The following is a 25056-nucleotide window of genomic DNA, read 5'->3' as shown; positions in this document are numbered from 1 at the left end:
TTACCCATGGATTGGCCCTGGTGCCTATTCCAGCGTGAGTTGTTGGCTCTCCTTGAGAGCGGTCGTGCGGCTGTCGGTAAAGTCGTTGCCCCCGTGGCGTTCGATGAGATAGACCGGCAGCCCCTCCCTGTCGGCCACCAGAGTGCCTTCCTCGCGCCCCAGGCACAGCATGGTGGTGGCCCAGGCATCGCTGACGGCGGCCTCGGTGCCAAAGACGGTGGCCGATACCAGATCATGCGTGGCGGGTGTGCCGCTGCGCGGGTCGATGATGTGGCCATAGGCGTGGCCGCTATCGTCGAAGTAGCGGCGATAGGTACCGGAGGTATTGAGCGAGAGCCCCTCAGGGTCGTTGACGGTGACAATATTGCCGGCGCGGCGCTCGCCGGGGGCCGGGGCCTCGATGCCCACGCGCCAGGGCGCGTCGTCGGGTTTGGCGCCGCGAATGCGCATGTCACCGCCCAGCTCGGCCAGATAGTTGTCGATGCCGTGGGACTCCAGCATCTCGGCGATACGATCCACGCTGTGGCCTTCGCCCATCGAGGAGAGATCGATGGAAAGCTCAGGGACCGTCTTGCGAATGCGCTGCTGATCGGCATCGATCTCGAGATGTTCAAGGCCCGTATGGGCCATCACCTCGCCAATCTCATGTTCTGACGGCACCCTGAAATTCTGATTCTGAAAGCCCCACAGGGCAAACAGCGGGGCGACCGTCGGGTCATAGCAGCCATTCGAGCGCGCATGGACCTGTCGGGCAATACGCAGCAGGTGAATGACGTCCGGCGGGGCATCCTGCCAGTCGGTGCTGCGGCTGGCGTTGAAGCGTGAAATCCAGGAGTCGTCGCGATAGGTCGAGATTTCCTCATCGATCCGTGTCAGAACGCCGGCCAGATCTGCTTCGATGTCATCATGGGCCGGGGCATCCTCGGCCCACCATTTGACGTGATAGGTGGTGCCCTGCGCTTCACCCTGAGCCAGTTCGAGCTCGGGGACGCGGTCACAGCCGATCAGCAAAAGAGCAGCAACCAGGGCGGGGACGGGGGCAAGCGCGCGTGTGTTCATGAGCAACCGTTGACGGAAATGAAGTCGTGTTCACGATCATGACAGGGGTGAACCAGCCATCCATTGTGCGTCATCGCGACGCGCAGCTCCATTCAGGTTACGCTGAGGGCTTGTCGCCACGTCACGGGAGGGGAATATGCCACTGGATTCGCAGTTTGGACGCTGGCTGCAGGAAGCGGCCGACAGGGCGCCGGATGTCAGCGCCATGAGTGTTGCCCAGCGTCGCGCCATCGCCGATCAGGCCAACCTGAAAATGCAGCGCCCGCCGCTGGCGTATCCGGTCGCGGAGATCCGGGATCTGGCCATTCCAGGCCCTGCCGGGGCCATGACGCTGCGGCTTTATTATCCCATCGTGCATGGCTCGAGCGGACCGCGACCGGTGACGGTGTTTTTCCATGGCGGCGGGTTCGTGACCGGCTCGCTTGCCACCTATGACGTGATCTGTCGCGCGCTGTGTCGCGCTTCAAAAACCATCGTCGCCTTTGTCGATTATCGCCTCGCCCCCGAGCACCCCTTTCCGGCCGCACCGGACGATGCGCTGGCGGCCGTGCGCTATATCGGGCGTCATGCCGGCAACTTCGGTGGTGACGGCGAGCGACTGGCACTGGCCGGTGACAGCGCCGGCGGGCTGCTGGCGGCGCTGACGGCCCTGCGGGTACGCGATGAAGGCGGCCCGGCGCTGCGCGGGCAGTGTCTGCTCTATCCCATGCTGGATCTGCAGCGCGAGGGGGTCGACTCGCTGGCGCGCAATGCCAGCGGCTACGGCTTCACCCGCGAGGCGCGTGACTGGTATATCGAGCAGTACCTGCCGGATGAGGCGGCGCGCGCCCACCCCTTCAATGGGCTGCTGGCGCGTCGTGATCTGGCCGACCTGCCGCCGGCGCTGGTCATGACAGCCGAGTTCGATCCGGTCTGTGACGAGGGCGCGCACTACGCCGCACTTCTGGCCGAGCAGGGCGTGCTCACACGTCACAGCCACTACTACGGCATGATTCACGCCTTTATTCGCCGGCTCGGCCAGCACGTTCAGGCCGACCAGGCCATCGACGAATGCGGTGCCTGGCTGCGTCGTGTGCTGGTCGCGCCCGCCGGCTGAACCCCGCTTTAGCCATCACGATATCAGCGCTGCCTGACGGCGACCCTGGTCGACCGCACCAGGGTCCCTCTGTTGATGTTCGCGTTATGCCAGACCAGAACGACTGACGCTTACTGACTGCGACCTTGGTCTATAAAACCAAGGTCCATCTGTTGGCGTCTACGACGTGTGAATAAGCTCTGCGGGTTACAAAAACCTCACAGGCGACCGTGGCCGCACTCACCGGATCGGATCGATCCGGGATGTCGCGTGCGCAAGGGTCAAGGAGCATATCGATATGGTGACCTTTCTGGCAGGGATTGTGCTGCTGGTAGTGGGGTATTTTACCTACGGCAAGTTTGTGGAACGCGTTTTCGAATCCAATCACCGCCGTCCCACACCGGCACACACGCTGCGCGATGACGTCGACTATCTGCCCATGGGCACCAAGCGCAACGCGCTGATTCAGCTTTTGAATATCGCCGGCGTCGGGCCGATCTTCGGGCCGATTCTGGGGGCGCTGTATGGGCCGGTGGCCTTTATCTGGATCGTGGTGGGCTGCATCTTTGCCGGCGCCGTGCACGACTATCTCACCGGCATGATCTCGATTCGCAACCACGGCGCGCACCTGCCGCAGCTGGCCGGCAAGTTTCTGGGCCGGGTGATGAAGCATGTGGTCAACTTCTTCGCGCTGCTGCTGTTGCTGCTGGTCGCCACCGTGTTCGTGACCGCGCCGGCGACGCTTTTGGCCAACATGCTGCCGGTGTCGCTGACCGTCATTACGCTGGCGATCTTTGCCTACTACCTACTGGCCACGCTGTTGCCCATCGACAAGGTGATCGGGCGAATTTATCCGTGGTTCGGGGCGCTTTTGGTGTTCAGCGCCGCCGGTATCGGCCTCATGATGATCGTGCGCGGCGCCCCGATTCCGGAGCTCAATTTCTCCAACATGCATCCGGAAGGCGCGCCGATCTTCCCGCTGCTGTTTCTGACCATCTCCTGCGGGGCGCTGTCGGGCTTTCATGCCACGCAAACGCCGATCATTTCGCGCACCACCGGCAATGAGAACAACGGTCGCAAGATCTTCTACGGCATGATGATTACCGAAGGCGTGATCGCCATGATCTGGGCGGCGGCGGCCATGAGCCTGTTCCACGGTGACAGTAACCTCTCCCAGGTGCTGGCGCAGGGCGGGCCGGCAGCCGTGGTGCAGAGTGTCTCGGTCAATCTGCTGGGCGCCGTGGGCGGTACGCTGGCGGTGCTGGGCGTGATCGTGCTGCCGATCACCTCGGGCGATACGGCGTTTCGCAGTGCGCGCATGATCATTGCCGACTATCTCCACATCGGGCAGCGCCCGATCGCCAAACGCATCATGGTCGCCGCACCGCTGTTTGTGATCTCCTACGGCCTGACGCACATGGACTTCACGCTGCTGTGGCGCTACTTTTCGTGGGCCAATCAGACCACGGCGGTCATCGCGCTCTGGGTCGCCACGATGTATCTGATTCTGGCCAAAAAGCCCTACTGGCTGACGCTTTTGCCGGCGCTGTTCATGACCATGGCGACGTTTACCTACATCGCCTGGGCACCGATCGGCTTCGGCCTGCCGTTGAGCGTGGCCTATATCGTGGCGGCACTGGGGACGGCCGTGGCGCTGGCGCTGTTCATCAAGCGAGTGCGCCGGCTGTCGGGCGGCATCTTTGCCGTCGATGAACCGGCAGAGCCCGGTGCACAAGGCGCAACGCTTGCCGGCGCGGTCTGATCGGCAGAACAACATGCTGTAAAGTCACATAAAAAAGGCCCCGTCACCGACGGGGCCTTTTTCGTTCAACACACGATGACACGATGGCCGCGGGGCGCAGGTTACTCCTGATCCGGCTGCGGGGCGTTGGTGCCGTCTTCGTTGAAGTATTTGTCGTGAATCTCGTCATAGGTGCCGTTGGACTTCAGCGTGGCAAGTGCCTCGTTGAACTTGTCGGCAAGCGCCTCATCGCGCTGGCGAAAGGCAATGCCGAAGCCGTCACCAAAGTACTCTTTCGGCTCGGTCATCATCTCGCCCAGGGTCTTGTACTCGCCGCCCTTGAGCAGCGCGGCCTGACCGGTGGGGTAGTCCAGAAAGGCGATATCCAGACGGCCGGTTTCCATATCCACGGCGACGTCATCGGCGCTGGCATAGCGCTGGATATTGGCCACATCGCCCAGCTCATCGGTCACGTAGTTGTCCTGCACGGTGCCGCGCTGAACGCCGATGCTCTTGTCCTTGAGATCACTGGAGTCAACGCCTGCCAGATCCGTTGAGGTGGGCGCAAACCACGCAGACGGCGGTACCAGGTAGGGGTCGGAGAACAGCACCTGCTGGCGACGCTCGTCGTTGATGGTCATCGAAGACATGATGGCGTCGAACTTGCGCGACATGAGCCCGGGAATGATGCCGTCCCAGCCCTGTTCCACCCAGTTGCACTCAAGGCCTGCCTGCTCGCACAGGGCGTTGCCCAGCTCGATATCAAAGCCTGCCAGCTCGCCGGACGGCGTGCGGTACTCCATGGGAACGTAGGGAATATCCACACCGATGCGGACCGTATCGTAATCGCGTGCCTGCGCCGAGCCGGCAGCGATGGCTGCCCCCAGCAGTGAAACCGTCAGTAGTCTTTTCATCATTGTCTCTCTTTTTAAAGGACCGCCCGGCGTCGCGGGGCAACGCTGGATTATCACCATGACCACCCCGGTGGATGCAAGCGCTGTAACAGCATGTAAGGAGCGGTCATGGTGATACTTTAGCGTCTCAGCGGGGTCTGAGGTGCGCCAGCATCCGTTTTTCCAGCAGTCTGAAAACGCCCTGAATCGAAAAGCTGAGCACCATGTAGCACAGCGCCACGAAAATGAACGCCGAAAAGGGCGCGTAGTAGCGCGAGTAGATGTTGTAGGCCACCCCGGTGAGATCGGCAATGGTCACAACACTTGCGATCGCGCTGGCATGCAGCATGAAGATGACTTCATTGCCGTAGGCCGGCAGGGCACGGCGCAGGGCGCTGGGCAGGATGATGCGGCGATAGGCCAGCATGGGTGACATGCCGTAGGCGCGCGCGGCTTCCAGCTCGCCCCGCGGCATGGCCTTGATGGCGCCATAAAAGATCTCGGTGGTGTAGGCGGCCGTGTTGAGCAAAAACGCCAGCAGCGCCGGATAGAGCGGGTCCTTGATCAGTGGCCAGACAATGCTGCCCTGCACGCCCGGAATAAAGGCCAGGCCGTAGTAGGCAATATAGAGCTGGATCAAAAGCGGCGTGCCGCGAAACACCCAGGTGTAGACCCAGATGCTCCTGCTGAGAATCCGGCTCGGGCTGGCGCGGCCGATCGAAAGCGGCACGGCCAGAAACAGGCCGAGCACCAGCGAGATAAAGACCAGCTGGACGGTATTGACGAAGCCGTCCCAGTACTGGGCCAGCGTCGATGGGGTAAAGATGGCGTTGTCACTGAGCCATGGGGCGAGGGACTGCAGCAGTTCCTGCATTACGGCGTCTCCTCGAATCCGGCGTTATAGCGCTTTTTGAGCCACTGCATCACGATTTCCGACACGGACGTGATGGCGAGATAGCCCAGCGCCACCGGAATCATGAACAAAAAGGTCTGGTGGGTCGCCCGCGTGGCTTCTGCCGCCACGCGCACCATGTCGGACAGTCCGATGATCGACACCAGCGCGGTCGTTTTCAAAAGCACCATCCAGTTGTTGCCAAGCCCCGGCAGGGCGTGGCGCATCATCAGCGGAAAGCGGATGCGGCGAAACAGCAGCCAGCTGCTCATGCCAAAGGACTCGGCCGCCTCAACCTGACCCTGATCAACCGCCAGAAAGGCGCCGCGAAAGGTTTCGGCCATGTAGGCGCCAAAGATCAGTCCGATGGTGATGACGCCGGCCACAAAGGGGTCAACGTTGATGAAGATGTCCCAGCCCCAGCGGTCGTAGATCATGTCGGTGATCGCATTGATGCCGATCTGGGCGCCGTAAAACAGCAGCATCATCAGCACCAGGTCGGGCACGCCGCGAATGATGACGGTGTAGACAATCGCCGGCAGACGCAAAACGGCCAGCCGCGACAGGCGGGCGCTGGCGGTCAAAAGCCCCAGCACGACCGCCAGCAACAGCGACAGCACGGCCAGTTCAAGGGTCAGCAGGGCGCCCTCGAGAAGACGGGGGCCATAGCCCTGAAAATCGATCATGGCAGTCTCCCTGGGGTTAACGTCCGCGCGGGGCGAGGAACTGGCGCAGGCGCGGCGAACGCGGATTGGTCAGCACCTCCGCCGGGTTGCCCTGCTCCTCGACCATGCCCTGGTGGAGATAGACCACCTGGTTGGAGACGTCGCGGGCAAAGTCCATCTCGTGGGTGACCACGATCATGGTGCGGCCTTCGTCGGCCAGCTCACGCATGACCTTGAGCACATCGCCGACCAGCTCGGGGTCGAGCGCCGAGGTGGGTTCGTCAAAGAGCATGACTTCCGGTTCCATGGCCAGTGCACGCGCGATGGCGCCGCGCTGCTGCTGGCCGCCCGAGAGCTGGGCCGGGTAATAATGGGCCCGGTCGGCCAGGCCGACCCGTTCCAGAAGCGCCATGCCCTGTTCCCGGGCGCGGGCCTTTGGAACACCGCGCACGTGGATGGGCGCCTCGATGACGTTGGCGATCAGCGTCATGTGGGCCCAGAGGTTGAAGCTCTGAAAAACCATCGACAGTCGCGTGCGGATACGCTCGAGCTGGGCTCGGTCGGCCGGTTCGCGCCCATGGCGGGTCTGGCGAAAGCTGATCGGCTCGCCGTGGACGGCAATTTCGCCGCTGTCCGGGCGCTCGAGCAGGTTCATGCAGCGCAAAAAGGTGCTCTTGCCCGAACCGGAGGCACCAATGAGGGTGATGACATCGCCCTTTCTGGCTTCCAGCGAGATGCCCTTGAGGACTTCATTGTCGCCAAAGCGTTTGTGGATATCGCTGACGATCAGCGGAATGGAGGCGTCGGCCAAGGCACTCTCCTGAAGGTTGTCACTTGTGGTGTGAAATCATGCGACAGGCCGTTGTGTGTAGCGACCCGAGGTGTTTGGCGGCGCATGTTAACAGGCCCGACCGGCGCGCGCCCGTTTGATGGGATCATCCGGCGCCGGGCGGCGTTTGCACCACGGGCCGGGCCAGCAGCAGGGCGCGTGCCCCGCGTTCAACCCGGGCATTGGGGAACACGACATGCACCGGCGACTCTTTGACGACCCACTCACCGCGTGCGCCATCGACTGCCAGAGAGCTGCCCGGGGCGAATTCGGTAAAGTTGGCGATGTCCTCGGCAAAACACAGGCGGAAGTCATCGCTTTCGCGCATGATTTCATCGATGACGTCAAAGCGGACGAGCGATGCGTTGTCCGGCGGACGAGCGCCGGCCCCGGCGAGTCGCGCGCGCAGCAAATCGAGCATCGGTGCGAGCGATTCGAGGTCGTTGCCGCCGAAGGGCGCCACTCGCCCCAGCTCCAGCGTGAAGCCCTGGGCACCATGGTAATGGCGCGTGTAGTGGGAAAAGGTCCAGCTGTGCTGATGCTGGGAGAGCCCGGCCTGAATGCCGGCCCCGGCCAGGTGCTGCCAGAGGTTATCCGGCGTGGGCGTGTCGCTGAAGGGCTCAATGGCAAAGCGCGGGTAGCGGCTGTCGCGGAGGGCAGTATGCATGTCCAGATGCAGCACGGCCCCGGTGATGTCTGTCATGAAACGGTCCACGGCCTGCATCAGCTCGAGTGCGCGCTGACACTCGAAGCGGTCGTCGTCACGCAGGAGCGTGTCACGTCGAAAGAGCCGATTTAGATTGGTGTCGATGTAGCGCTGCCCTCCGGCGATGGCGCGGCGGTTGCCCATGATCAGCAGGGTGGGCGCCCCCACGCGCAGCTGCCCGGCATCGAGTGCGGCCAAAAGTTCGCCGAACAGCTCGATCGGGGCGGTCTCGTTGCCGTGAATGCCGGCGGAGATAATGGTGGCCTCCACGCCGGGTTCGAGCGCCTCGGGCACCAGGGCCAGAACGCCCGGAGCATGTTCGGTGACCGCAACGCCTGGCAGTGCAGCGCTGTCGGACCACGCTGTCAGCTCATCGGCGGCGATGAAATCCGCAAAGTAATCGCTCAGCGACATGTCCGCTCCCCGTCTTTTGTGGTCTGCATCGTGTAGTGTAAGCCAAAGGCTCAGCCGTCATGCCAGACATCAATGGCGACAGGGACTATTTCGGAGAATGACCATGGATGCCCGGCTGGAGCAGCAGACTCTTAAACGCTCGATTGCAGCAACGCTTTGTGTCTCGATTCTGGGGATCGGTTTTGGTCTTTTGTCGGGGTCGGAGTCCATTTTGTTCGATGGCATGTTCTCGGCCATCGACTCGGTCATGTCGGCGCTGTCGCTTTTCGTGGCACGTCTGGCCGTGCGGGAGAGCAGTGATCGATTCCAGCACGGATTCTGGCATCTGGAGCCCCTGGTGGCGGCGCTTAACGGCGCCATTCTGACGCTTTTATGTCTCTACGCCTTTCTCAACGCCGTACAGGGCATCATCAAGGGCGGTCATGCGCTCGATTTTGGCCCGGCGCTGGGCTATGCCGTGGTGGTGACCGTGATCTGTTTTGCCATGTATCGCATGGAGCGGCGCGTCAACGCCCGTATCGATTCGGTCTTCATTCGCATCGATGCCCAGAGCTGGCTGATGGCCGGATTGATCACCTCGACGCTGATCGTGGCGTTTGCACTGTCGCTTGTCATCGAGCGCACGGCCTGGGCCATCTACACGCCCTATGTGGATGTGGTGCTGCTGGCCGTTTTGACCCTGTGCTTTCTGCCCGTGCCCGTCGGTATCGTGATCCGGGCGATGAAGGAGGTGCTGTTGATGGCGCCGCGCGAGCTGGACCGGCAGGTGCACGAGGTCATGGCGGAAGTCATGCAGCGCGAAGGGGTCAGACACTACTACAGTCATGTAGCACGTACCGGACGCGGACACTTCATCGAGATCCACATTCTGACCACGCCGGAGTTTGCCGCGCGTGAAGGCGTGGCGAGTCTGGATGAGATACGCACACACATTGGTGCGGCGCTGGATATTGCACCGCACAACCGCTGGTTCACGGTCTGTTTTACCGCCGATGAGCGCTGGATGTAGCCCGGACAGTCAAACACGGCGTGATGTCACGTCACCACGAACGCCTGAAAGGAGTCACGCTGATGAGAGAGCGAGGCAGAACGCGCAGGATGCTGGGCATGGGCGCGCGCACCGGCGGCGCCCTGTTGCGCTCGCGCATGGGGCGTGACGCCGGCTGGGAGGCGCTCGGCGAGCAGCTTTTCAACGAGCTGTCAGAGCTCAAGGGCCCGGCCATGAAGCTGGCCCAGATCATGGCGCAGTGGGACGACCTGCTGCCCCCGGCCCTGGCCGAGCAGCTGGCCCGGTTGCAGCGCCAGGCCCGCCCCATGCCGTGGGAGGACATTCGCCGCACCCTGGTCGATGAGTTTGGCGACCTTGACGCCGCCTTTGCCGATATCGAGACCACGCCCTTTGCCAGCGCCTCCATGGGTCAGGTGCACCGCGCCACCACCCATGACGGCGAAACGCTGGTGCTCAAGGTGCAGTATCCGGGCCTGGAGCGCGTGCTCGAGCAGGATCTGGTGCAGGTACGGCGCATGATGCGTCTGATGCGCTGGATGAAGGTACCCCAGGCCCGTCTTGACGCCATGTTTGACGAGTTTGCCGACAGTCTGCGCAAGGAGCTCGACTATCGCGCCGAGTTCGACGCGCTGACCCGTTACCGCGCGCGCTACGCCGACAACGATGGTCTGCGCTTTCCCGAGCCGCTGGCGGCGTACTCCGGTGATCGGGTGCTGGCCATGCGCTATCTGCCGGGCATCCCCATGCGCGAGGCCGAATCGCTGGATGACACGGTACGACAAAGGCTGTCGGCCAATCTGGGCGACTGGCTCACCGAGGAGCTCTTTACCCATCGCGAGCTGCATGCCGACCCGCACGCCGGCAACTTCGCCACCGACGAGGAAGGGCGGCTGATCGTCTACGATCTGGGCGCGGTGATCGACATTCCCGAGGCGCGGCTTCGCTCGATGATGCAGCTGCTGGGCGCGGCGATCGAAGATGACCCGATGGGCATGGATGAGGCGCTGCGCTCGATGGGCGGACGCCAGGGGGAGGGCGCGCCGCTGGCGCTGTATCGTGAATCGGCTGCCGCCATGCAGCCGCTGTTTGAACCCGGCGAGCAGGACTTCAGCGACGCGCGCATTCACTACCGCCTGCGTGAAATCAGCCCGCGGGTCTGGTCGGCGATGGATCGCCTGCAGCCGCCGGCCGATACCATGCTGCTGTCACGCACGCTCAACGGCCACTACTGGAACATGGTGCGGCTCAAGGCGCGGCTGGACATGCATGCCCGCACCCGGCCGCTGCTGGCCTGGGCGCGGGAGGAAAAGTAACGACGGGCTTCGCCACTAACTGCCGGAGGCCAGCTTGAGCCCGACCACCGAGGCGATGATCAGCGCGATGAAGCCCACGCGGATCGGGCTTTTCGACTCGCCCCAGAAGAGCATGCCCAGAAGGGCACTGGCGACCGTACCGATGGCGGTGAAAACGGCGTAGGCGATCCCCAGGCTGATCTCGCGCATGGCAAACGAGATAAACCCCAGCGACAGCCCGAAGCCGATGACCAGCATGGCCAGGCCCTGTCGGCGTGAGCCGCGGTTGAACTTCTCGATACCGGTCACGCCGACCACTTCAAAAAGCCCTGAAACGATCAGTGCGAGCCAGTACATGAGGCCTCCTTGTCATTGGACGAGTAGAGTTTGAGACCGACCACGCCGGCCAGCAGGGTCAGGATCAATATCACCGTCAGCACGTTGAACGGCGCGCCCAGAAAGGCGATGTCCACCAGTACGGTGCCCATGGCGCCCAGACCCACAAACACGGTATAGACCGTGGTGGTCGGCAGGGTACGGGCCATCCAGGTGGCCAGTCCCAGGCTCAGGGTCACCAGCGCCAGGGTGGCCAGCCACTCGACAGGCCCCTGCGCGTACTTGGCGCCCAGCGCCCAGCCGATCTCACACATCGTGGCCGGCAGCATCAACCACCATTTTGATGCCATGAAAACCTCTCTTCTGCGGGAAAATAGCGTGCAGGGTTGTTAAGCTAACGATCGTTAGTTAGTCTAGTCCTGTCCGCACGCTGCGGCAACCCCGGAAACATCACTTCAATCCCCGGACACATCACTTAAAGGGGCACCGTCATCAATACCGAAACGCGTATCAGGCAAGCCGGTCTCAGACTCTTCGCCGAGCAGGGCTACGAGGCCACGCCGCTGTCGGCCATCGCGCGGGAGGTGGGCATTCGAACGCCCTCGCTGTACAGCCACTTCGCCAGCAAGGAAGCGCTCTTTCTGATTCTGGTGGAAGAGGTCGAGGCGCAGATGCTCGAGGTCATCGAGCACAGTCTTGCCGGTGAGGAAAGGGTCGACCGTCGCCTCCAGGCGCTATTGCACGCCTGTAGCGACTTCATCTTTGATTCGGGCAAGGGTGTGTTCTACAAGCGCTTTTTGCTGTTTCCGCCGCCCTCGCTTGCCACATCGCTCAAGCAGATCAGCCGGGACAGCGAAACCGCCATCGATGTGTTGCTGGAACGCGCCTTCCAGGAGGGCATTGCGCAGGGGGTGCTGCGCGAGGATCTTTTTAGGGCCGATTTCATCGCGATGACCTACTGCGTCATCGACGGGCTTTTCAGCGAGAGCTTTCTTTATGATCGCCAGACGTTCGACCAGCGGCTGGCCAGCGTCTGGCGCGTCTTCCGGGCCGGCATCGGCGCCGATTGAGCGTGCCGGGGCGTCGCAAAACGGTTTACGACGCCGAGTGCGAGACCCTCATCAGCGCCTGCGTATCGAAGCCGTTGTCCCGAGCGATCTGATCCATTCGATCCAGCATGGCCGGGTCCACGTCAGGGGTGCGCGCCAGCAGCCAGAGATAGTGATGATTGGGGCCGGCCACGACGGCGTGTTCGTAATCATCATCAAGCCAGAGGATGTTGTAGCCGGCGTAAAACGGGCCGAAAAAGGCCACGCGCAGACGGCCGATCTCCGGCCCCTCTTCGAAGTACGCCTTGCCTTCGGCCTCATCCCATTCGTTGTCATCCGGGTTGAAGCCGCGGTTGGTGACCGCCACGCCGCCGTCGTCACGCATCGCGTAGTGCGCAGTGACCTGCTCAAGGCCGCGCTCGAAGCTGTGATCCAGACGGGCGATTTCATGCCACAGGCCCAGATAGCGCTCGAGCTCAAATCCTTCAACTGCTCGGCACCCTTTCGGAATGCCCGTCTCGCCGCCCATGGCGCTTGCCAGACTTCCCAGTAACCCTTTCAGATCGGCCATGTCAGGCATGTCGTGCTCCCGCCGGTAAAATGGATGTGGCATATATTGATGCCACCTCAAGTCTAGCCCCTGTCAGCCGATGTTGTGCATGAGTCGCGCCACTACGGTGCAGGTTATGGGCACAGGCCCCGCAGGAGAATGAACATGGCGTCGCAGGCAGGCTGGACGGAAATGACACAGGGGGAGTCCACGGCTTCTCACCACAATGCGAAAACCACGCAGCGTCATCGCGCCGGATTCAGTCTTGGCAGCTGGACGCTGAGAAAGAAGATGTTCGCCATTCTGGCCCTGATGTGGGTCGGGCTGCTGGTGCTGGTCACCAGCATGGCCTGGAATGCGCGCAGCATGATGTTTGACGAGCGTGAACGCGGTCTGGAAGCGACCGTCGGGATTGCCGAAACCCTGCTTGAAAAATACCAGGAGCGCGCCAGTGCCGGTGAGTTCAGTCAGGACGAAGCGCAGCGTCGCGCCATTGATGCGCTGAGTGGCATGCGCTTTGGTGATGATCGCCAGAACTATATCTTTGCCTTTGATGACCGTGCCCACGTGCTGTATCACCCGCGTCGCGAGAAGGGTGAAGACATGTCCGGTTATACCGATCCCAACGGCGTGGCCGTCTATGGCGAGCTGTTGAAAAAGGCGCTGGCCAGTGGCAGCGGATTTGTGAACTACGACTCCCGCGATGCCAACGGCAGTGATCTGTTGCCCAAGCTGGGCTATGTCGAGCGTTTTGCGCCCTGGCAGATCAACCTGGCGGCGGGCGTCTATACCGATGATATCCAGAGCGCCTTTCTGGGCAAGCTTTTGCAGTACCTTGGACTGCTCGTGGCTGTCGGTGCGGCGCTGACCGTGGCGTTTTTGCTGGTGACTCGCAGCATCTACCGCGGCCTGGGCGGCGAGCCGGCCTATGCCATCGAGTGTGTGCGTGAAATCTCGGCGGGTCGACTGGGGACTCGACTTGACCTGCGTGGCGATGACAGGACCAGTCTTCTTTATCACATCGAGCATATGCGCGCCGAGCTTGCCGGCACCATCGCCAGCATTCGTCAGGCCAGCGAGTCGATCGACGTGGGCGCACGTGAAATCGCTGCCGGTAACAATGACCTGTCAGCGCGTACCGAGCAGCAGGCCGCCTCGCTGGAGCAGACGGCCGCCAGCATGGAAGAGCTGACCGCTACCGTGCGCCAGAATGCCGACAACGCCGCTCAGGCCACGCGGCTGTCCCAGACGGCCTCCAGTGAAATGGACGGCGGCCGTGAAGTGATCCAGCGCGTCGTGGCAACCATGGGCGAGATTCGCGAAAGCTCCAGCAAGATCAGTGAAATCATCACCATGATCGACAGCATTGCTTTCCAGACCAATCTGCTGGCCCTCAATGCGGCCGTCGAGGCCGCGCGTGCCGGTGAACAGGGTCGCGGCTTTGCGGTGGTGGCCGGAGAGGTTCGCCAGCTCGCCAGCCGCTCGGCGACGGCTGCCAGCGACATCAAGGGCCTGATCGGGCGTTCGGTAGCGCAGGTGGCCAGCGGCACCACACTGGTGGATGAAGCCGATGCCACCATGGCGACCATTACCCAGAGCTCGCGCCGGGTCAACGACCTGATGGCCGAGATCGCCGCGGCCTCCAAGGAACAGACCAGCGGTATCGAGCAGGTCAACCAGGCCGTCAGCCAGATGGATCAGGTAACGCAGCAAAACGCGGCGCTGGTCGAGGAGGCCGCAGCGGCTGCCTCGTCGCTGGAAGAGCAGTCCGGACGCCTGTATCAGTCGGTGGTCCGCTTTAATATCTGATCCATGAGATTGTGCCTGACAGCGAAGGGGCCGCATCACGATGGTGATGCGGCCCTTTTTTATGGCAGCAGTGGCGCTGTGTTATGCGGCAATCGAGCCGCCGCGACGATTCTCCATCAGCCGGCCTTGATTGCCTCGGCAATGGCCTCGCCCAGTTCGCTGGTGGTGCCGCGGCCGCCCAGATCCGGTGTGAGCGGGGCATTCTCCGGGCCTGCCGCCAGCACGCGCTCGATGGCATCCACCATTGCCTTGCCGGCCGCCTGATGGCCCAGATGCTCGAGCATCATCGCCGCCGACCAGATCTGACCGATCGGGTTGGCAATCCCTTTGCCGAAGATATCCGGGGCGCTGCCGTGGACGGGCTCGAAAAGGCTCGGGAAAAGGCCTTCCGGGTTGATGTTGGCCGAAGGGGCCACACCGATGGTGCCGGTACAGGCCGGGCCCAGATCAGAGAGGATATCGCCGAAAAGGTTGCTGGCCACGACCACGTCAAACCAGTCCGGATGCAGCACGAAGTTGGCGGTGAGAATGTCGATATGGAACTTGTCGACATTGATGTCCGGGTAGCCTTTGGCCATCTCCACCACGCGCTCGTCCCAGTAGGGCATGGTGATCGAGATGCCGTTGGACTTGGTCGCCGAGGTGAGCTTTTTGCGCGGCCGGGTCATGGCCAGCTCAAAGGCAAATTTCAGTACGCGATCAATGCCGGTGCGCGTCATGACCGTATCCTGAATCACTACCTCGCGGTCGGTGCCTTCAAACATTCTGCCGCCGACGCTTGAATACTCGCCTTCGGTATTTTCACGCACCACATAGAAATCGATATCACCGGGCGCGCGGCCTGCCAGCGGGCTCTTGATGCCGGGCATCAGCTTGCACGGGCGCAGATTGACGTACTGGTCAAAGGCGCGACGAAACTGCAGAAGCGACCCCCACAGCGAAATGTGATCCGGCACGCGCTCGGGCATGCCGACGGCGCCGAAAAAGATCGCATCCATGCCGCCGAGCCGGTCGCGCCAGTCATCGGGCATCATTTGGCCGTGGCGATCAAAATAGTCGCAGCTGGCAAAGTCGAAATCGGTAAACTTCAGATCCAGATCAAAGCGTTGTGCGGCGGCTTCCAGAGCGCGAACGCCTTCGGGCATGACTTCATTGCCGATGCCGTCGCCGGGGATGACTGCAATGTTGTGGCTCATGAGACTCTCCTTGTAATGTTCAGCCTGTGGTGATCAGGCGGCGCCTCGAGGGGCGTTAAAAAAGGCCAGCGCCTCGTCGATGATCTCGTCGGGACACTCTTCGGGCAGATAGTGACCGCAGGGCAGGGCGCGACCGCTGACATCACTGGCACACGCCTGCCACAGCGCCATCGGGTCGAACAGTTTTTCGATTACGCCGTGCTCACCCCACAGCACCCGGAGCGGACAGGCGATACGATGATCCAGGTCGCGGTCGATGCGGTCATGCTCGAGATCGATGGTGCTGGCCGCGCGGTAGTCCTCGCACATGGCGTGCGCCGTGCCAGGCAGTGCCATCGCCGCGCGATAAGCGTCCAGCGCCTCGGGGGCAAAGGGGATCAGCCCCGCGTGGCGATTGCCCATCACACCGTCGATCCAGGCGCGCGGGTTGCCCTCGATCAGCTGCTCGGGCAGCGGGGCCGGCTGAATCAGCAAAAACCAGTGGAAATAGGCGCTGGCAAAGGCGCGGTCGGTGCGCTCGTACATGTCCAGTGTCGGGGCAATGTCGAGAAACATGGCGCGCTCGATACGCTCCGGGTGGTCCAGACAGAGCCGATGCGCCACGCGGGCCCCGCGGTCATGGGTCAGCACCGCGAAGCGCTCAAACCCCAGTGCGTTCATCAGTGCCACCATGTCTTCGGCCATGACACGTTTGCTGTAGGTGACGTGTTCGTCATCGCCCGGCGGCTTTGATGAGTGGCCGTAGCCGCGCAGATCCACCATGACGACGTGACAATGATCCGCCAGTTCCGGGGCGACCCGGTGCCAGATGACATGCGTTTGCGGATGGCCATGCAGCAGCAGCAGGGGCGGGCCGCTACCGCCGGCACGTCCGTGGAGCGTGACGCCGTTCACGTCCAGATCAAAGACCTTGAATCTCTCGAGCATGGCAGGCTCCTGCGCCGGGTGGCTCATGGTGATTACTCTAGAGGATCGTTTGAGGTTTATAATCAGGCCATCATGCAATTGATTATTGAATAAAAGTCGATAATCGACAGGGGGCAGTCATTAAGGCCATCAGCGATCTGCACTTTTTTCAGGTATTGGCCCGGCATGCGTCGATGACGCAGGCCGCGCAGGCGCTGGGGCTGTCGTTGTCAGCGGTGAGCAAGCGCCTGGCCGGTCTGGAAAAGCGACTCGGGGTGCAGTTGATGCGCCGCACCACGCGGCGGCTCGCTCTGACCGGAGAAGGCGAACACTACCTGCAGCGGGGCGCCTCGCTTTTACAGGAGCTCGATGAGCTGGAGGCGTCACTGGGCGCCCAGCGCCACGCGCTGTCCGGCCAGCTGCGGGTCAACGCCACCTTCGGGTTCGGGCGGGCGCACGTGGCGCCATTGATCGAGCAGTTCACCCGCGAGCATCCGGATGTCGAGGTGTTGCTGGATTTAAGCGACTATCCGCGTGATCTGCTGGCCCACGATCTGGATATCGCCATTATTGTGGGGCCGCCACCGGACTCCCGGCTGCGGGCCAGACGGCTTTTGGCGAGTCGTCGCATTGCCTGTGCCTCCCCGGCGTATCTGGCGCGCGCCGGTCGACCGGCAACGCCAGAGGCGCTGGCCGATCACAACTGTCTGGTGGTACGCGAGCGCGAGGCGGGCTTTGATGACTGGCGCTTTATCAGGGACGGACAGGAGCGCCGCGTACGGGTCAGCGGCACGATGAGCAGCAACGACGGGGAGAGCGTGACGCGCTGGGCCATGGCCGGCCACGGTGTGATCTATCGCTCCTGGTGGCAGGTCCAGAAGCCGCTGGCGCAGGGCTCGCTTGAAAGACTGTTGCCGGGATTCGAGACCCCGCGCATGGATTTTACGGCGATCCATCGCCAGCAGCGCTTTGTTCCCGAACGAATCGCCCGGTTCATCGAGGCCATGACAGAAGGGCTGGCCGAGCGGCTGCCGCCCCTGCCATGACCTCGATACCGGGCTGAATAACGGGCGTCGGCCGGTGGCCGACACCCAAAGAAATCAGCTGTTCAGGCGCTCCATCTCGCTGCGGTATTCCCGGCCCAGACGCGTTTTTTCGTCGTCTTCAAACTTCTGACCGGCAGAGATGAAAAACTGCTGCTCTTCATCTTCAAAGTGATGCAGCGCCATGTCCTGGAGCTTTTTGGCATAGCCAAGCCAGGCCGGCGAGCTGAAGTCGGTGCTTTCCATCTGCTCGATGACTTCATCCATCTCGTGATGTTCGGCGATGCCGTGGCGGGATTTTTCAACGCCGGTGTCATATTCCATCAGCGGGCTGTAGAAATAGCGCTCTTCGGCGGTTTCATGCGTTTGCAGGGCTTTTTTGACACGCTCGAAAAGCTCCTCGCGGCCGTCGCTGTCACCGTGGGTCTTGACCAGCAGATCCAGCAGCGTGCGCTGGGTGTCGTGGTCCTTGCGGATCTCTTCAAAAATGGTGCTCATGGGGTGACTCCTCAGTCAAACGGTCGGCATGTCAGGTCGTTATCGCGGCAGTCAGGGTGCCGGGCATCGTGTTTTATAATCCATATTATCCGCTGTCAGCGATGCCGCCTGCAGTGTAGTTCCCGGCGCTTCGGAATGCCCGCCCCCGTGCAGCTCTGATAGACTTCGTCGGCTATAATGCGCGCATGGTGTCGAGTCCTTCGACACGTTTGCGCAATCAGGTTTGTCAGGTGCAGCTGTCGGCCCTTTTGCAGGCCAGCACCAGGAGGAATGGCTTGAACATTTTGATGTTCACCAACACCTATAGCCCGATCGTGGGGGGTGTCAGCGAATCCGTACAGCGATTCGTCGAATGTTTCAGGGCATCCGGTCACCGGGTGCTGGTCGTGGCGCCCACGCTCAACGGCCAGCCCGAATCGGAGACCGATGTCATCCGTGTGCCTGCCATGCAGCGTTTCAACGGCAGCGACTTTTCCCTGCCGGTCACGATTCCCGGCTCGCTCGATGATGCCATCCGGGCGTTTGCGCCCGATATCGTACACTCCAATCACCCCTTTTTACTGGGGGATACGGCGGTGCGCGTCGCTCAGGGGCGCGGGCTGCCGCTGGTGTTTACCCACCACACGCTCTATGAGCACTACACCCATTATGTGCCGGGCAACTCGCCGGTGATGCAGCGCTTTGCGCTGGCGCTGTCCAACGGCTATTCAGAGCTCTGCGATACCGTCATCGCGCCCAGCGAAAGCATTCGCACCATCCTGGGTGAGCGCGGGGTGCAGACGCCGCTGGAAGTGGTGCCCAGCGGTGTGGATATCGAACGCTTTGCCCGGGGCGATCGTGATCACTGGCGCACATATTTTGGTATCGACAAGCAGGCCCATGTGGTCGGCCATGTCGGGCGGCTGGCGCAGGAGAAAAACCTGCCGTTTCTTACCCGCAGCGTCTGCCGGGCGCTGAAGGACCATCCCGACATGCACTTCATGGTGGTCGGCGACGGTGACGAGCGTGATGCGATACTGACCCAGGCCCATCAGATGGGCGTGGGCGAGCGGGTGCATCTGACCGGCGTGCTCAAGGAGCAATCGCTGATCGATGCCTATCACGCCATGGACAGCTTTGCCTTTGCCTCCTTTAGCGAGACCCAGGGCATGGTGGTGGTCGAGGCGATGGCGGCCGGACTGCCGGTCGTGGCACTTGATGCCACCGGCGTGCGCGAGGTGCTCTCTCACGAACGCAACGGGCTGCTGCTCCCGGAGCAGGATGAGCAGGCGTTTGCCAGTGCGCTGGGAAGGCTTGCGGACTCGACGTACTGCCAGAGCCTGCGGGAGGGGGCGATTGCCACGGCAAAAGACTTTGATACCTGCCGCTGCGCCGATCAGTGTCTGGCGGTCTATCAGGGGCTATTGGCGACTCACCGGGCGCAGGCGTCGCAGTCTGACAGCGCGCAAACGACCTGGGAGCAGGCACGGGGGCGTCTTGAAGCGGAGTGGAATCTCTTGTGCCATCGCGGCACGGTGCTGCGCCGCGTTTTCGGAGGCTCAAAGCGAGTGGCGCCGCGCATGCGCCCGGCGCCGCCTACCGGGCAGCGGGTACCGCTGGTCGAGGGCAGTCTGTCGCCGCTGACCCGTGGGCACAACCTGCCTCCCGAGGCCGGCACCTCGATTACCCCGGGTGAGGTCACCCTGATGCAGCTCAGAGACGATCTTGAAAGCAACGTGTCGCACGCCACCCGCGGCGACAAGTCCTGAGTTCACGGTACCGGTCGCGTTTATATGCGCTGCCGGTGCCGCGAGACCCATCGAAAGAAAAGCCCCAGTGCGACCACGCCCACCACCGCCGCGACCAGCCAGGCAAGATCGTCCAGGCTGCGTGATCGAATCAGCTCGCCGAGTCGGCTGCCCGCCACCGTCACCGCCGCCAGCCCCGGCACAATGCCGATAACCGAGCCGATCATGTAGACGACATAGGGCATTCGGCAGGCGCCGGCGATCATGTTGGTGAAGGTAAAGGGCGCCAGCGGCAGCAGGTTGAAAACGATCATGGTGCGAATGCCGTGACGCGAGACGCTGTCGGCCAGACGATGGATGCGATCCCCGCCGTAGCGCGTTAAAAGCTCCCGCCCCAGTAGCCGACCCAGCATCCAGGTGGCCGTGGAGGCCACCATGGTGCCCAACAGCGCGTAGAAAAGCCCCCACCAGGGGCCGAAGATCAGCCCGGTGGCCCCGACCAGAATGGTCAGCGGGAACATGATCAGACTGCCGATCATGTAGGTGAGCATCAGCGCCGGTGGCGCCCACCATGACTCGCGCAGTCGCATGGTCTCGCCCAGCCACTGCTCAAGCTTTTCAGGCGTGATGGCATCCCCCATGGCAAGCCACTGCCAGAAGCCGCCCAGTGCCACCATGAACATGATCAAAACAATGACAAGCCACACACGCCTGGTCATGACAACGTCGTCCGCAGCCGATAAGGGCCACGAGTCTAGTCAGGCCGGGCAGGCGCATCAACCGATGCTGTCATCAGGATGTCAGGTTTGTGTGGCAGGGCGGTGCCGGAATGGTGCAATCGGCACAGTTGTCGGTGCTGCCCGGGCAGGACGCGACCGGCTGATGGGCTGCTACCATGGACGCCTCCTCCGAGGCGCCGATCAAATGATGGAGAATGTCGTGACCCGTCTACCCCCGCTTGCCTGGATGCAGGCCTTTGAAGCCTCGGCCCGCCATCTTAGTTTTACCGCTGCCGGGACAGAGCTTGGCGTGTCGCAATCGGCGATCAGCCAGCGCATTCGATTGCTCGAGGACCGGCTGGGGCAGGCGCTGTTTATCCGTCATCCGCATCGTATTTCCCTGACCGATGCCGCCCGGGCCTGGCTGCCCAGCCTGCAGGAAGCCTTCTCGCGTCTGTCGATGGGCACGGCAGAAGTCTTCGGCCCGGCAAGCCACGCCCCCGTAATCGTGCGCGCCACGCCGGGTGTTCAGCAGTACTGGCTGGCGCCACAGCTTGCCGCCTTTCACAAGGCCCACCCGGACATCGAGCTGCGGGTGGTGACGGCGGTCTGGTCCCAGCAGTTTGGTATCGGCGATGCTGATATCGAGATTCGATACGGCCGGGGAGACTGGCCAAACGTTCAGATGCAGTCGCTGGGCAGTGAGGCGATGACGCCGATCTGTGCCCCGCAGGTGGCGGCAGGGCTTGCCACGCCAGAGGATCTGGCCGGGCAGACCCTGTTGCACGCCACCGGGTTTTGCGCCGGCTGGACCGGCTGGCTCGAGGCCGCCGGCGTTGGGCATCTAAGCGCTCATGTGCGTCGACTGGTGTGCGATACGCAGATCATGACGCTGCGTCTGGCCGCCTGCGGCTGCGGAGTGGCGCTGGCGCATCGCAGCCTGATCGAAGCCCATGACGACAGCCTGGTAATCCCCTTTGAAATGACCCTGCCTACCCATGAAGGGTTCTGGCTGGTGCGCCCGGAAGGACGCACGCTGCACCAGAGCGCGGGGCTTTTATGGCAGTGGCTGGCCCGCCAGGCCGCGCAGATGATGTAGGGCCTGCCCGGCAAATATCAGCGACCGACGCTGACCAGCGAACGAATTCGGTGAGACCCGGCCGGGGCCTGAACGGCGCTGGCGCGCTCGAACAGATAGGCATCCATGGCCAGCGCCTGATGCAAGACGATGGCGTTAAAGCGCTGTGGCGCGCGGCTGTCGCCGGCACCCAGGGCCACGAACAGGGGCAGCAGATGCTCATCGCCTGGATGGGCGCGTTCGGCGTGCGGCGCTCGGCGGCGATAGTCCAGCATCGTGGCATCATCGCGTGAGGCCATGTGCTGGCTGATCCAGGTCTGAAAGGCGTCCACGTAGCCGGCAACGTCGTGTCGATCACCGCGTGTATCGCTCAGGTTATGGGTAATGCTGCCCGAACAGATCAACAGGGTATCGTCGTCGAGACTCTGCGCCAGCTCTCGGCCCATCCGGTAGTGCCAGTCGGTGTCATGGCGAACGCTGATGGACACCCCCACCACGGGAATGTCGGCGTCCGGGTAAAGATGGCGCAGCGGCACCCACATGCCGTGATCCAGCCCCCGCTCGGGGTCGACACAGGCCTGCAGGCCGGCAGCACTCAGAGTGCAGGCCACATCCCGCGCCAGTCGAGGATCGCCGGGAGCGGGGTATTCAAGTGCGTACAGCGGCTCGGGGAAGCCGCCAAAGTCGTGAATCGTTGCCGGCTGCTGGCTGCCTGTCAGGCGAACGGGAAAGCCCGACCAGTGCGCCGATACCACCACGATGCGTGCCGGTCGCTCGAGGTGGCCGGCCAGGGCGCGCCAGGCACTGGCGCTCTCTGCCTGGTCCAGGGCTTCCATGGGGGAGCCGTGGGAGATGAACAGCACCTGTGCCATGTCGAAAACTCCTGCAGAGGGGAAGGATCAGCGCTGTTTGACAAGGTGAGACAGGGTCAGCCGGCCGCCGTCGAGCAGGCTCAGCGCCAGTGCCGTGACAGCGAGAAAGACGGGATACTCCCAGCCGCCATCAGGTGCCGTGAACATCCAGCCGTTGGCCAGATGCGGCACGCTGGCGCCAATCAGTTCAAAAGCCAGAATCAGCGCCACCCAGCGGACCCGAACGCCCAGAATCAAGAGCGCCCCGCCGACCAGCTCGAGTCCGGTGATGGGCCATGCCATCCAGGCCGGCAGCCCGATCGAGGCGAAAAACGCCCCGGTGCCTGCCAGAGTCCAGACCAGCAGTTTGGTCAGGCCGTGAGCGATGAACATGGTGCCCAGCGCCAGCCGCAGCAGCAGGGTGGCAATATCGTGACCTGCGATGCCGGTGCTGGCAGAAGCCTCGGCACTAGAGGTGGTTTGCATGAGCGCATTCTCCGAAATGTTTGAATGCGCGCAGTTTGATTGCTTCCTCGTGCAGGATAAACATGCTAATCAGAGAGTATTGGTTTTCAATCCGGAAACAATCATGGATACGGTAGCAGCCCTCAGGGTCTTTATGGAGGTGGCGCAGCAGGGCGCCTTTATCGGTGCCGCCGAGCGTTTGTCGATGTCGCGCGCCTCGGTCAGCAAGCATGTGGCCTTTCTGGAGCAGCGCTTCGGGGCGCGGCTGATCAACCGCACCACCCGACGGTTGAGCCTGACGGATGCCGGGCGGGAGGTGCTCGCGCGCGGGGAAACCATCGTGCGCGAGCTGGCAACGCTTGAAGGTGAACTGCAAAACGATCAGGCCCTGCCGACCGGCCGGCTTCGTATCAGCGCGCCGCATGCCTTTGGCATTCGCTATCTGGGGCCGATTCTGGCCCGCTATCGCAGGGATTTCCCCGCCGTGACGCTGGAGCTGGTGCTCAGCGACCGCCAGGTGGACCTGGTCGAGGAGGGCTTTGACATGGCGCTTCGCATCGGTGCGCTGGAGGATTCCAGCCTGGTGGCGCGCCGCATCGGTGACGTTCATCTAACGCTTTGTGCCTCCCCCGACTATCTGGCGCGCGCGGGCGCACCGCAGCATCCCTGGGAGCTGTCATCGCATCAGGGGCTTCACTATCGCTACGCCCGTCACGGTCAGCGCTGGCATTTCAAACGGGGTGCCAACCACCACAGCGGTACGCCCCAGGCCGGCGTGACGGCCAACAGCGGGGAAGTGCTGCGGGACATGGCCATTGCCGGTATGGGCATCACGCTACAGCCCGACTTTCTGCTTCATGAGGCGCTGGCCAGCGGTGCGCTGGTGCGCGTCATGCCGGACTACGACCACGAGGTGCTCGGGCTCTACTGTGTGTATGCCCATCGCGACCAGGTTACTCCCCGGCTTCGCAGCATGATTGATCATCTCAGGGCGTGGTTCGAGCAACATCCGCTGTCCCGTTAACGGTTCGGGTCAGCTCGAAGGCTTGGCGACGTCGTCGTGATCGGATTTCAGGGCGTGGAGGCGTTCCAGCGGGTTCTGGTCGAAGTAGCGTACCAGCAGGGCGTAGAGGTCGGGCCAGGTGTTTTCGAGCAGGTCCGGGGCGCTGAAAAAGTATTCGCAGCACACGGCAAAGAACTCGCTCGGATGGGTGGCCGCGTAGTCGTCGATGGCCGGCACTTCACCGCGCTCGAGCGTGGCCTGCAGGGCATCCCAGGCATGCATGAAGGTGTCATACCACGCTCTTGAGTCGATATGCGCCGGCAGAGCGGGCTGGCCGTCGACGGCCATGTTGCCGGTCATGTCGAGTTTATGGGCAAACTCGTGGATGATGACGTTGAAACCCTGCCAGTCGCCGCAGCGCTCGATATCCTCCAGCGACAGCACGACCGGTCCGCCCTGTGACGTCTCGCCGGCGCGCTCGTCGTCAAATTCGTGCATGACCCCGAAATCATCGAGTTCCTGAACATGGCGACGAAAGGCACCGGGCACCACGATGATCTCGCGCGTGTCCCCCAGCGCCTCGAGTGCCCGGCGATCCGACCAGCCAAGGCTCATCAGCGCGACCTGTGCTGCCATCGCAAGGTGCGCCTCGACAGACCACTCGACGCCTCGGGGCAGCGACAGTCGCAGTTCGAACAGCACGCGCCAGCTGCGTACCCCCAGGCGTGCCAGCAGGGCCTCCGATAGTCCGGACAGCAGCGGCAGGGTGGTGCAGACGTTGCGCCACGCGGTCTCCGGCAGCGGGTGACGCGCCTGCCATCGCTGCCATTTCTGTTCCTGCCACCAGCCCATGATTCCCTCGCGGACAGCTCATTGATGTTGTGATGATAGAAGAGGAATGCCTTGCCCGGCACCCGAGCCCCGAGAGGCATCAGCCCCGGCGTACAGCGCCCATGAAAAAGGGCCTCCCGACAGGGAGGCCCGATACAGCGATGGTCTGCCTATCACACAGACATCAGGTGGGTGACCAGCCGCGACCCTTCATGCAGTCATCATAGGTCTGATCGTTGTCGGCCTTGTTTTCCATGACCTGGCAGTCGGCCTGATCGGAATGCAGCTGCTGTGTGGTGCCATCCGGCTTTTCCCAGTCCGGGCCGCCGGCACAGCCGCCGAGCCACAGGGTGGTGAGGGCCAGGGTGGCACCGGTCATTAATGCTTTTTTCATCATCGCCTCCTGCTGATGGGGGGATC

At 62.8% G+C, this 25056-nt stretch carries 27 protein-coding genes and 1 pseudogene; 11 read left to right on the top strand and 17 right to left on the bottom strand.

Annotated elements, in window-relative coordinates; all coding sequences use genetic code 11:
- Positions 1-24: 24 nt before the first annotated feature.
- Positions 25-1059, bottom strand: a complete 1035-nt coding sequence (locus ACS92L_RS09030; protein WP_438764335.1) for an FAD:protein FMN transferase — start codon at positions 1057-1059, stop codon at positions 25-27.
- 136 nt (positions 1060-1195) lie between these two features.
- Between ACS92L_RS09030 and ACS92L_RS09025 the strand changes: the two genes are divergently transcribed.
- Both ACS92L_RS09025 and ACS92L_RS09020 read left to right on the top strand, forming a co-directional pair.
- Positions 1196-2155: an alpha/beta hydrolase gene (locus ACS92L_RS09025; protein WP_438764334.1), complete on the top strand. Its 960-nt coding sequence runs from the start codon at positions 1196-1198 to the stop codon at positions 2153-2155.
- A 277-nt stretch (positions 2156-2432) separates the two neighbouring features.
- Positions 2433-3896: a carbon starvation CstA family protein gene (locus ACS92L_RS09020; RefSeq protein WP_438764333.1), complete on the top strand. Its 1464-nt coding sequence runs from the start codon at positions 2433-2435 to the stop codon at positions 3894-3896.
- A gap of 101 nt (positions 3897-3997) precedes the next feature.
- On the opposite strand, the gene ACS92L_RS09015 is transcribed toward ACS92L_RS09020, so the two are convergent.
- The 5 genes from ACS92L_RS09015 to ACS92L_RS08995 form a co-directional block, all read right to left on the bottom strand.
- Positions 3998-4789, bottom strand: coding sequence for a transporter substrate-binding domain-containing protein (locus ACS92L_RS09015; RefSeq protein ID WP_438768444.1), 792 nt, complete (start codon positions 4787-4789; stop codon positions 3998-4000).
- Positions 4790-4916: 127 nt separating this feature from the next.
- Positions 4917-5642 (bottom strand): ABC transporter permease, encoded by a 726-nt coding sequence (locus ACS92L_RS09010; protein WP_438764331.1) that lies wholly within the window; start codon positions 5640-5642, stop codon positions 4917-4919.
- On the bottom strand, positions 5642-6346 hold the full coding sequence (locus ACS92L_RS09005; protein WP_438764329.1) for an ABC transporter permease: 705 nt from the start codon (positions 6344-6346) through the stop codon (positions 5642-5644). Before ACS92L_RS09005 ends, ACS92L_RS09010 begins: the two co-directional genes overlap by 1 nt.
- 16 nt (positions 6347-6362) lie before the next feature.
- Positions 6363-7136 (bottom strand): ABC transporter ATP-binding protein, encoded by a 774-nt coding sequence (locus ACS92L_RS09000; RefSeq protein ID WP_438764328.1) that lies wholly within the window; start codon positions 7134-7136, stop codon positions 6363-6365.
- A gap of 124 nt (positions 7137-7260) precedes the next feature.
- On the bottom strand, positions 7261-8274 hold the full coding sequence (locus ACS92L_RS08995) for a succinylglutamate desuccinylase (RefSeq protein WP_438764327.1): 1014 nt from the start codon (positions 8272-8274) through the stop codon (positions 7261-7263).
- Positions 8275-8371: 97 nt separating this feature from the next.
- Here ACS92L_RS08995 and ACS92L_RS08990 point away from each other — a divergent pair, with 97 nt between their 5' ends.
- Both ACS92L_RS08990 and ACS92L_RS08985 read left to right on the top strand, forming a co-directional pair.
- On the top strand, positions 8372-9283 hold the full coding sequence (locus tag ACS92L_RS08990; protein WP_438764326.1) for a cation diffusion facilitator family transporter: 912 nt from the start codon (positions 8372-8374) through the stop codon (positions 9281-9283).
- 62 nt (positions 9284-9345) lie between these two features.
- Positions 9346-10596: an ABC1 kinase family protein gene (locus ACS92L_RS08985; RefSeq protein WP_438764324.1), complete on the top strand. Its 1251-nt coding sequence runs from the start codon at positions 9346-9348 to the stop codon at positions 10594-10596.
- Between the two features lie 15 nt (positions 10597-10611).
- On the opposite strand, the gene ACS92L_RS08980 is transcribed toward ACS92L_RS08985, so the two are convergent.
- Both ACS92L_RS08980 and ACS92L_RS08975 read right to left on the bottom strand, forming a co-directional pair.
- Entirely contained in the window at positions 10612-10932 is a 321-nt protein-coding gene (locus ACS92L_RS08980) for a DMT family transporter (RefSeq protein WP_438764323.1), read from the bottom strand.
- Complete coding sequence (locus ACS92L_RS08975; protein ID WP_438764321.1) at positions 10914-11261, bottom strand: DMT family transporter; 348 nt, start codon at positions 11259-11261, stop codon at positions 10914-10916. Before ACS92L_RS08975 ends, ACS92L_RS08980 begins: the two co-directional genes overlap by 19 nt.
- A gap of 141 nt (positions 11262-11402) precedes the next feature.
- On the opposite strand from ACS92L_RS08975, the pseudogene ACS92L_RS08970 reads away from it, so the two are divergent.
- A pseudogene (locus ACS92L_RS08970) lies at positions 11403-11495 on the top strand (TetR family transcriptional regulator); the annotation flags it as partial.
- Entirely contained in the window at positions 11496-11981 is a 486-nt protein-coding gene (locus ACS92L_RS08965; protein WP_438764319.1) for a TetR/AcrR family transcriptional regulator, read from the top strand.
- Positions 11982-12006: 25 nt separating this feature from the next.
- On the opposite strand, the gene ACS92L_RS08960 is transcribed toward ACS92L_RS08965, so the two are convergent.
- Positions 12007-12540 carry a lipocalin family protein gene (locus ACS92L_RS08960; protein WP_438764318.1) on the bottom strand — a complete coding sequence of 178 codons (534 nt, stop codon included), beginning with the start codon at positions 12538-12540 and terminating at the stop codon, positions 12007-12009.
- A gap of 135 nt (positions 12541-12675) precedes the next feature.
- On the opposite strand from ACS92L_RS08960, the gene ACS92L_RS08955 reads away from it, so the two are divergent.
- The gene (locus tag ACS92L_RS08955; protein WP_438764316.1) at positions 12676-14319 is read left to right on the top strand and encodes a methyl-accepting chemotaxis protein; all 1644 of its coding nucleotides are present in this window, start codon (positions 12676-12678) and stop codon (positions 14317-14319) included.
- A gap of 116 nt (positions 14320-14435) precedes the next feature.
- On the opposite strand, the gene ACS92L_RS08950 is transcribed toward ACS92L_RS08955, so the two are convergent.
- Positions 14436-15515 (bottom strand): tartrate dehydrogenase, encoded by a 1080-nt coding sequence (locus ACS92L_RS08950; RefSeq protein WP_438764314.1) that lies wholly within the window; start codon positions 15513-15515, stop codon positions 14436-14438.
- 33 nt (positions 15516-15548) lie between these two features.
- The gene (locus ACS92L_RS08945) at positions 15549-16442 is read right to left on the bottom strand and encodes an alpha/beta fold hydrolase (RefSeq protein ID WP_438764313.1); all 894 of its coding nucleotides are present in this window, start codon (positions 16440-16442) and stop codon (positions 15549-15551) included.
- 173 nt (positions 16443-16615) lie between these two features.
- Here ACS92L_RS08945 and ACS92L_RS08940 point away from each other — a divergent pair, with 173 nt between their 5' ends.
- The gene (locus tag ACS92L_RS08940; protein WP_438764312.1) at positions 16616-17467 is read left to right on the top strand and encodes a LysR family transcriptional regulator; all 852 of its coding nucleotides are present in this window, start codon (positions 16616-16618) and stop codon (positions 17465-17467) included.
- Positions 17468-17521: 54 nt separating this feature from the next.
- Here ACS92L_RS08940 and ACS92L_RS08935 read toward each other — a convergent pair whose 3' ends face one another.
- Positions 17522-17962 (bottom strand): hemerythrin domain-containing protein, encoded by a 441-nt coding sequence (locus ACS92L_RS08935; RefSeq protein WP_438764311.1) that lies wholly within the window; start codon positions 17960-17962, stop codon positions 17522-17524.
- 275 nt (positions 17963-18237) lie between these two features.
- On the opposite strand from ACS92L_RS08935, the gene ACS92L_RS08930 reads away from it, so the two are divergent.
- The gene (locus tag ACS92L_RS08930) at positions 18238-19710 is read left to right on the top strand and encodes a glycosyltransferase (protein ID WP_438764310.1); all 1473 of its coding nucleotides are present in this window, start codon (positions 18238-18240) and stop codon (positions 19708-19710) included.
- A 20-nt stretch (positions 19711-19730) separates the two neighbouring features.
- On the opposite strand, the gene ACS92L_RS08925 is transcribed toward ACS92L_RS08930, so the two are convergent.
- On the bottom strand, positions 19731-20408 hold the full coding sequence (locus ACS92L_RS08925) for a TVP38/TMEM64 family protein (protein ID WP_438764309.1): 678 nt from the start codon (positions 20406-20408) through the stop codon (positions 19731-19733).
- 220 nt (positions 20409-20628) lie between these two features.
- Here ACS92L_RS08925 and ACS92L_RS08920 point away from each other — a divergent pair, with 220 nt between their 5' ends.
- Complete coding sequence (locus ACS92L_RS08920) at positions 20629-21507, top strand: LysR substrate-binding domain-containing protein (RefSeq protein ID WP_438764308.1); 879 nt, start codon at positions 20629-20631, stop codon at positions 21505-21507.
- Between the two features lie 17 nt (positions 21508-21524).
- On the opposite strand, the gene ACS92L_RS08915 is transcribed toward ACS92L_RS08920, so the two are convergent.
- A complete protein-coding gene (locus ACS92L_RS08915; protein ID WP_438764307.1) occupies positions 21525-22358 on the bottom strand; it encodes a DODA-type extradiol aromatic ring-opening family dioxygenase in 834 nt (277 codons plus the stop codon).
- A 27-nt stretch (positions 22359-22385) separates the two neighbouring features.
- Complete coding sequence (locus tag ACS92L_RS08910) at positions 22386-22823, bottom strand: DoxX family protein (protein ID WP_438764306.1); 438 nt, start codon at positions 22821-22823, stop codon at positions 22386-22388.
- Positions 22824-22926: 103 nt separating this feature from the next.
- Between ACS92L_RS08910 and ACS92L_RS08905 the strand changes: the two genes are divergently transcribed.
- Positions 22927-23826, top strand: coding sequence for a LysR family transcriptional regulator (locus ACS92L_RS08905; RefSeq protein ID WP_438764305.1), 900 nt, complete (start codon positions 22927-22929; stop codon positions 23824-23826).
- A gap of 9 nt (positions 23827-23835) precedes the next feature.
- Here ACS92L_RS08905 and ACS92L_RS08900 read toward each other — a convergent pair whose 3' ends face one another.
- Both ACS92L_RS08900 and ACS92L_RS08895 read right to left on the bottom strand, forming a co-directional pair.
- Positions 23836-24657, bottom strand: a complete 822-nt coding sequence (locus tag ACS92L_RS08900; RefSeq protein ID WP_438764304.1) for a zinc-dependent peptidase — start codon at positions 24655-24657, stop codon at positions 23836-23838.
- 163 nt (positions 24658-24820) lie between these two features.
- Positions 24821-25030 (bottom strand): hypothetical protein, encoded by a 210-nt coding sequence (locus tag ACS92L_RS08895; RefSeq protein ID WP_438764303.1) that lies wholly within the window; start codon positions 25028-25030, stop codon positions 24821-24823.
- Positions 25031-25056 lie beyond the last annotated feature (26 nt).

The organism is Kushneria halocnemicola, assembly GCF_965650455.1.
Lineage (GTDB): Bacteria > Pseudomonadota > Gammaproteobacteria > Pseudomonadales > Halomonadaceae > Kushneria.
Note: the sequence above shows the minus strand (reverse complement) of the source record. Positions and strands in the feature narration are given on the sequence as shown.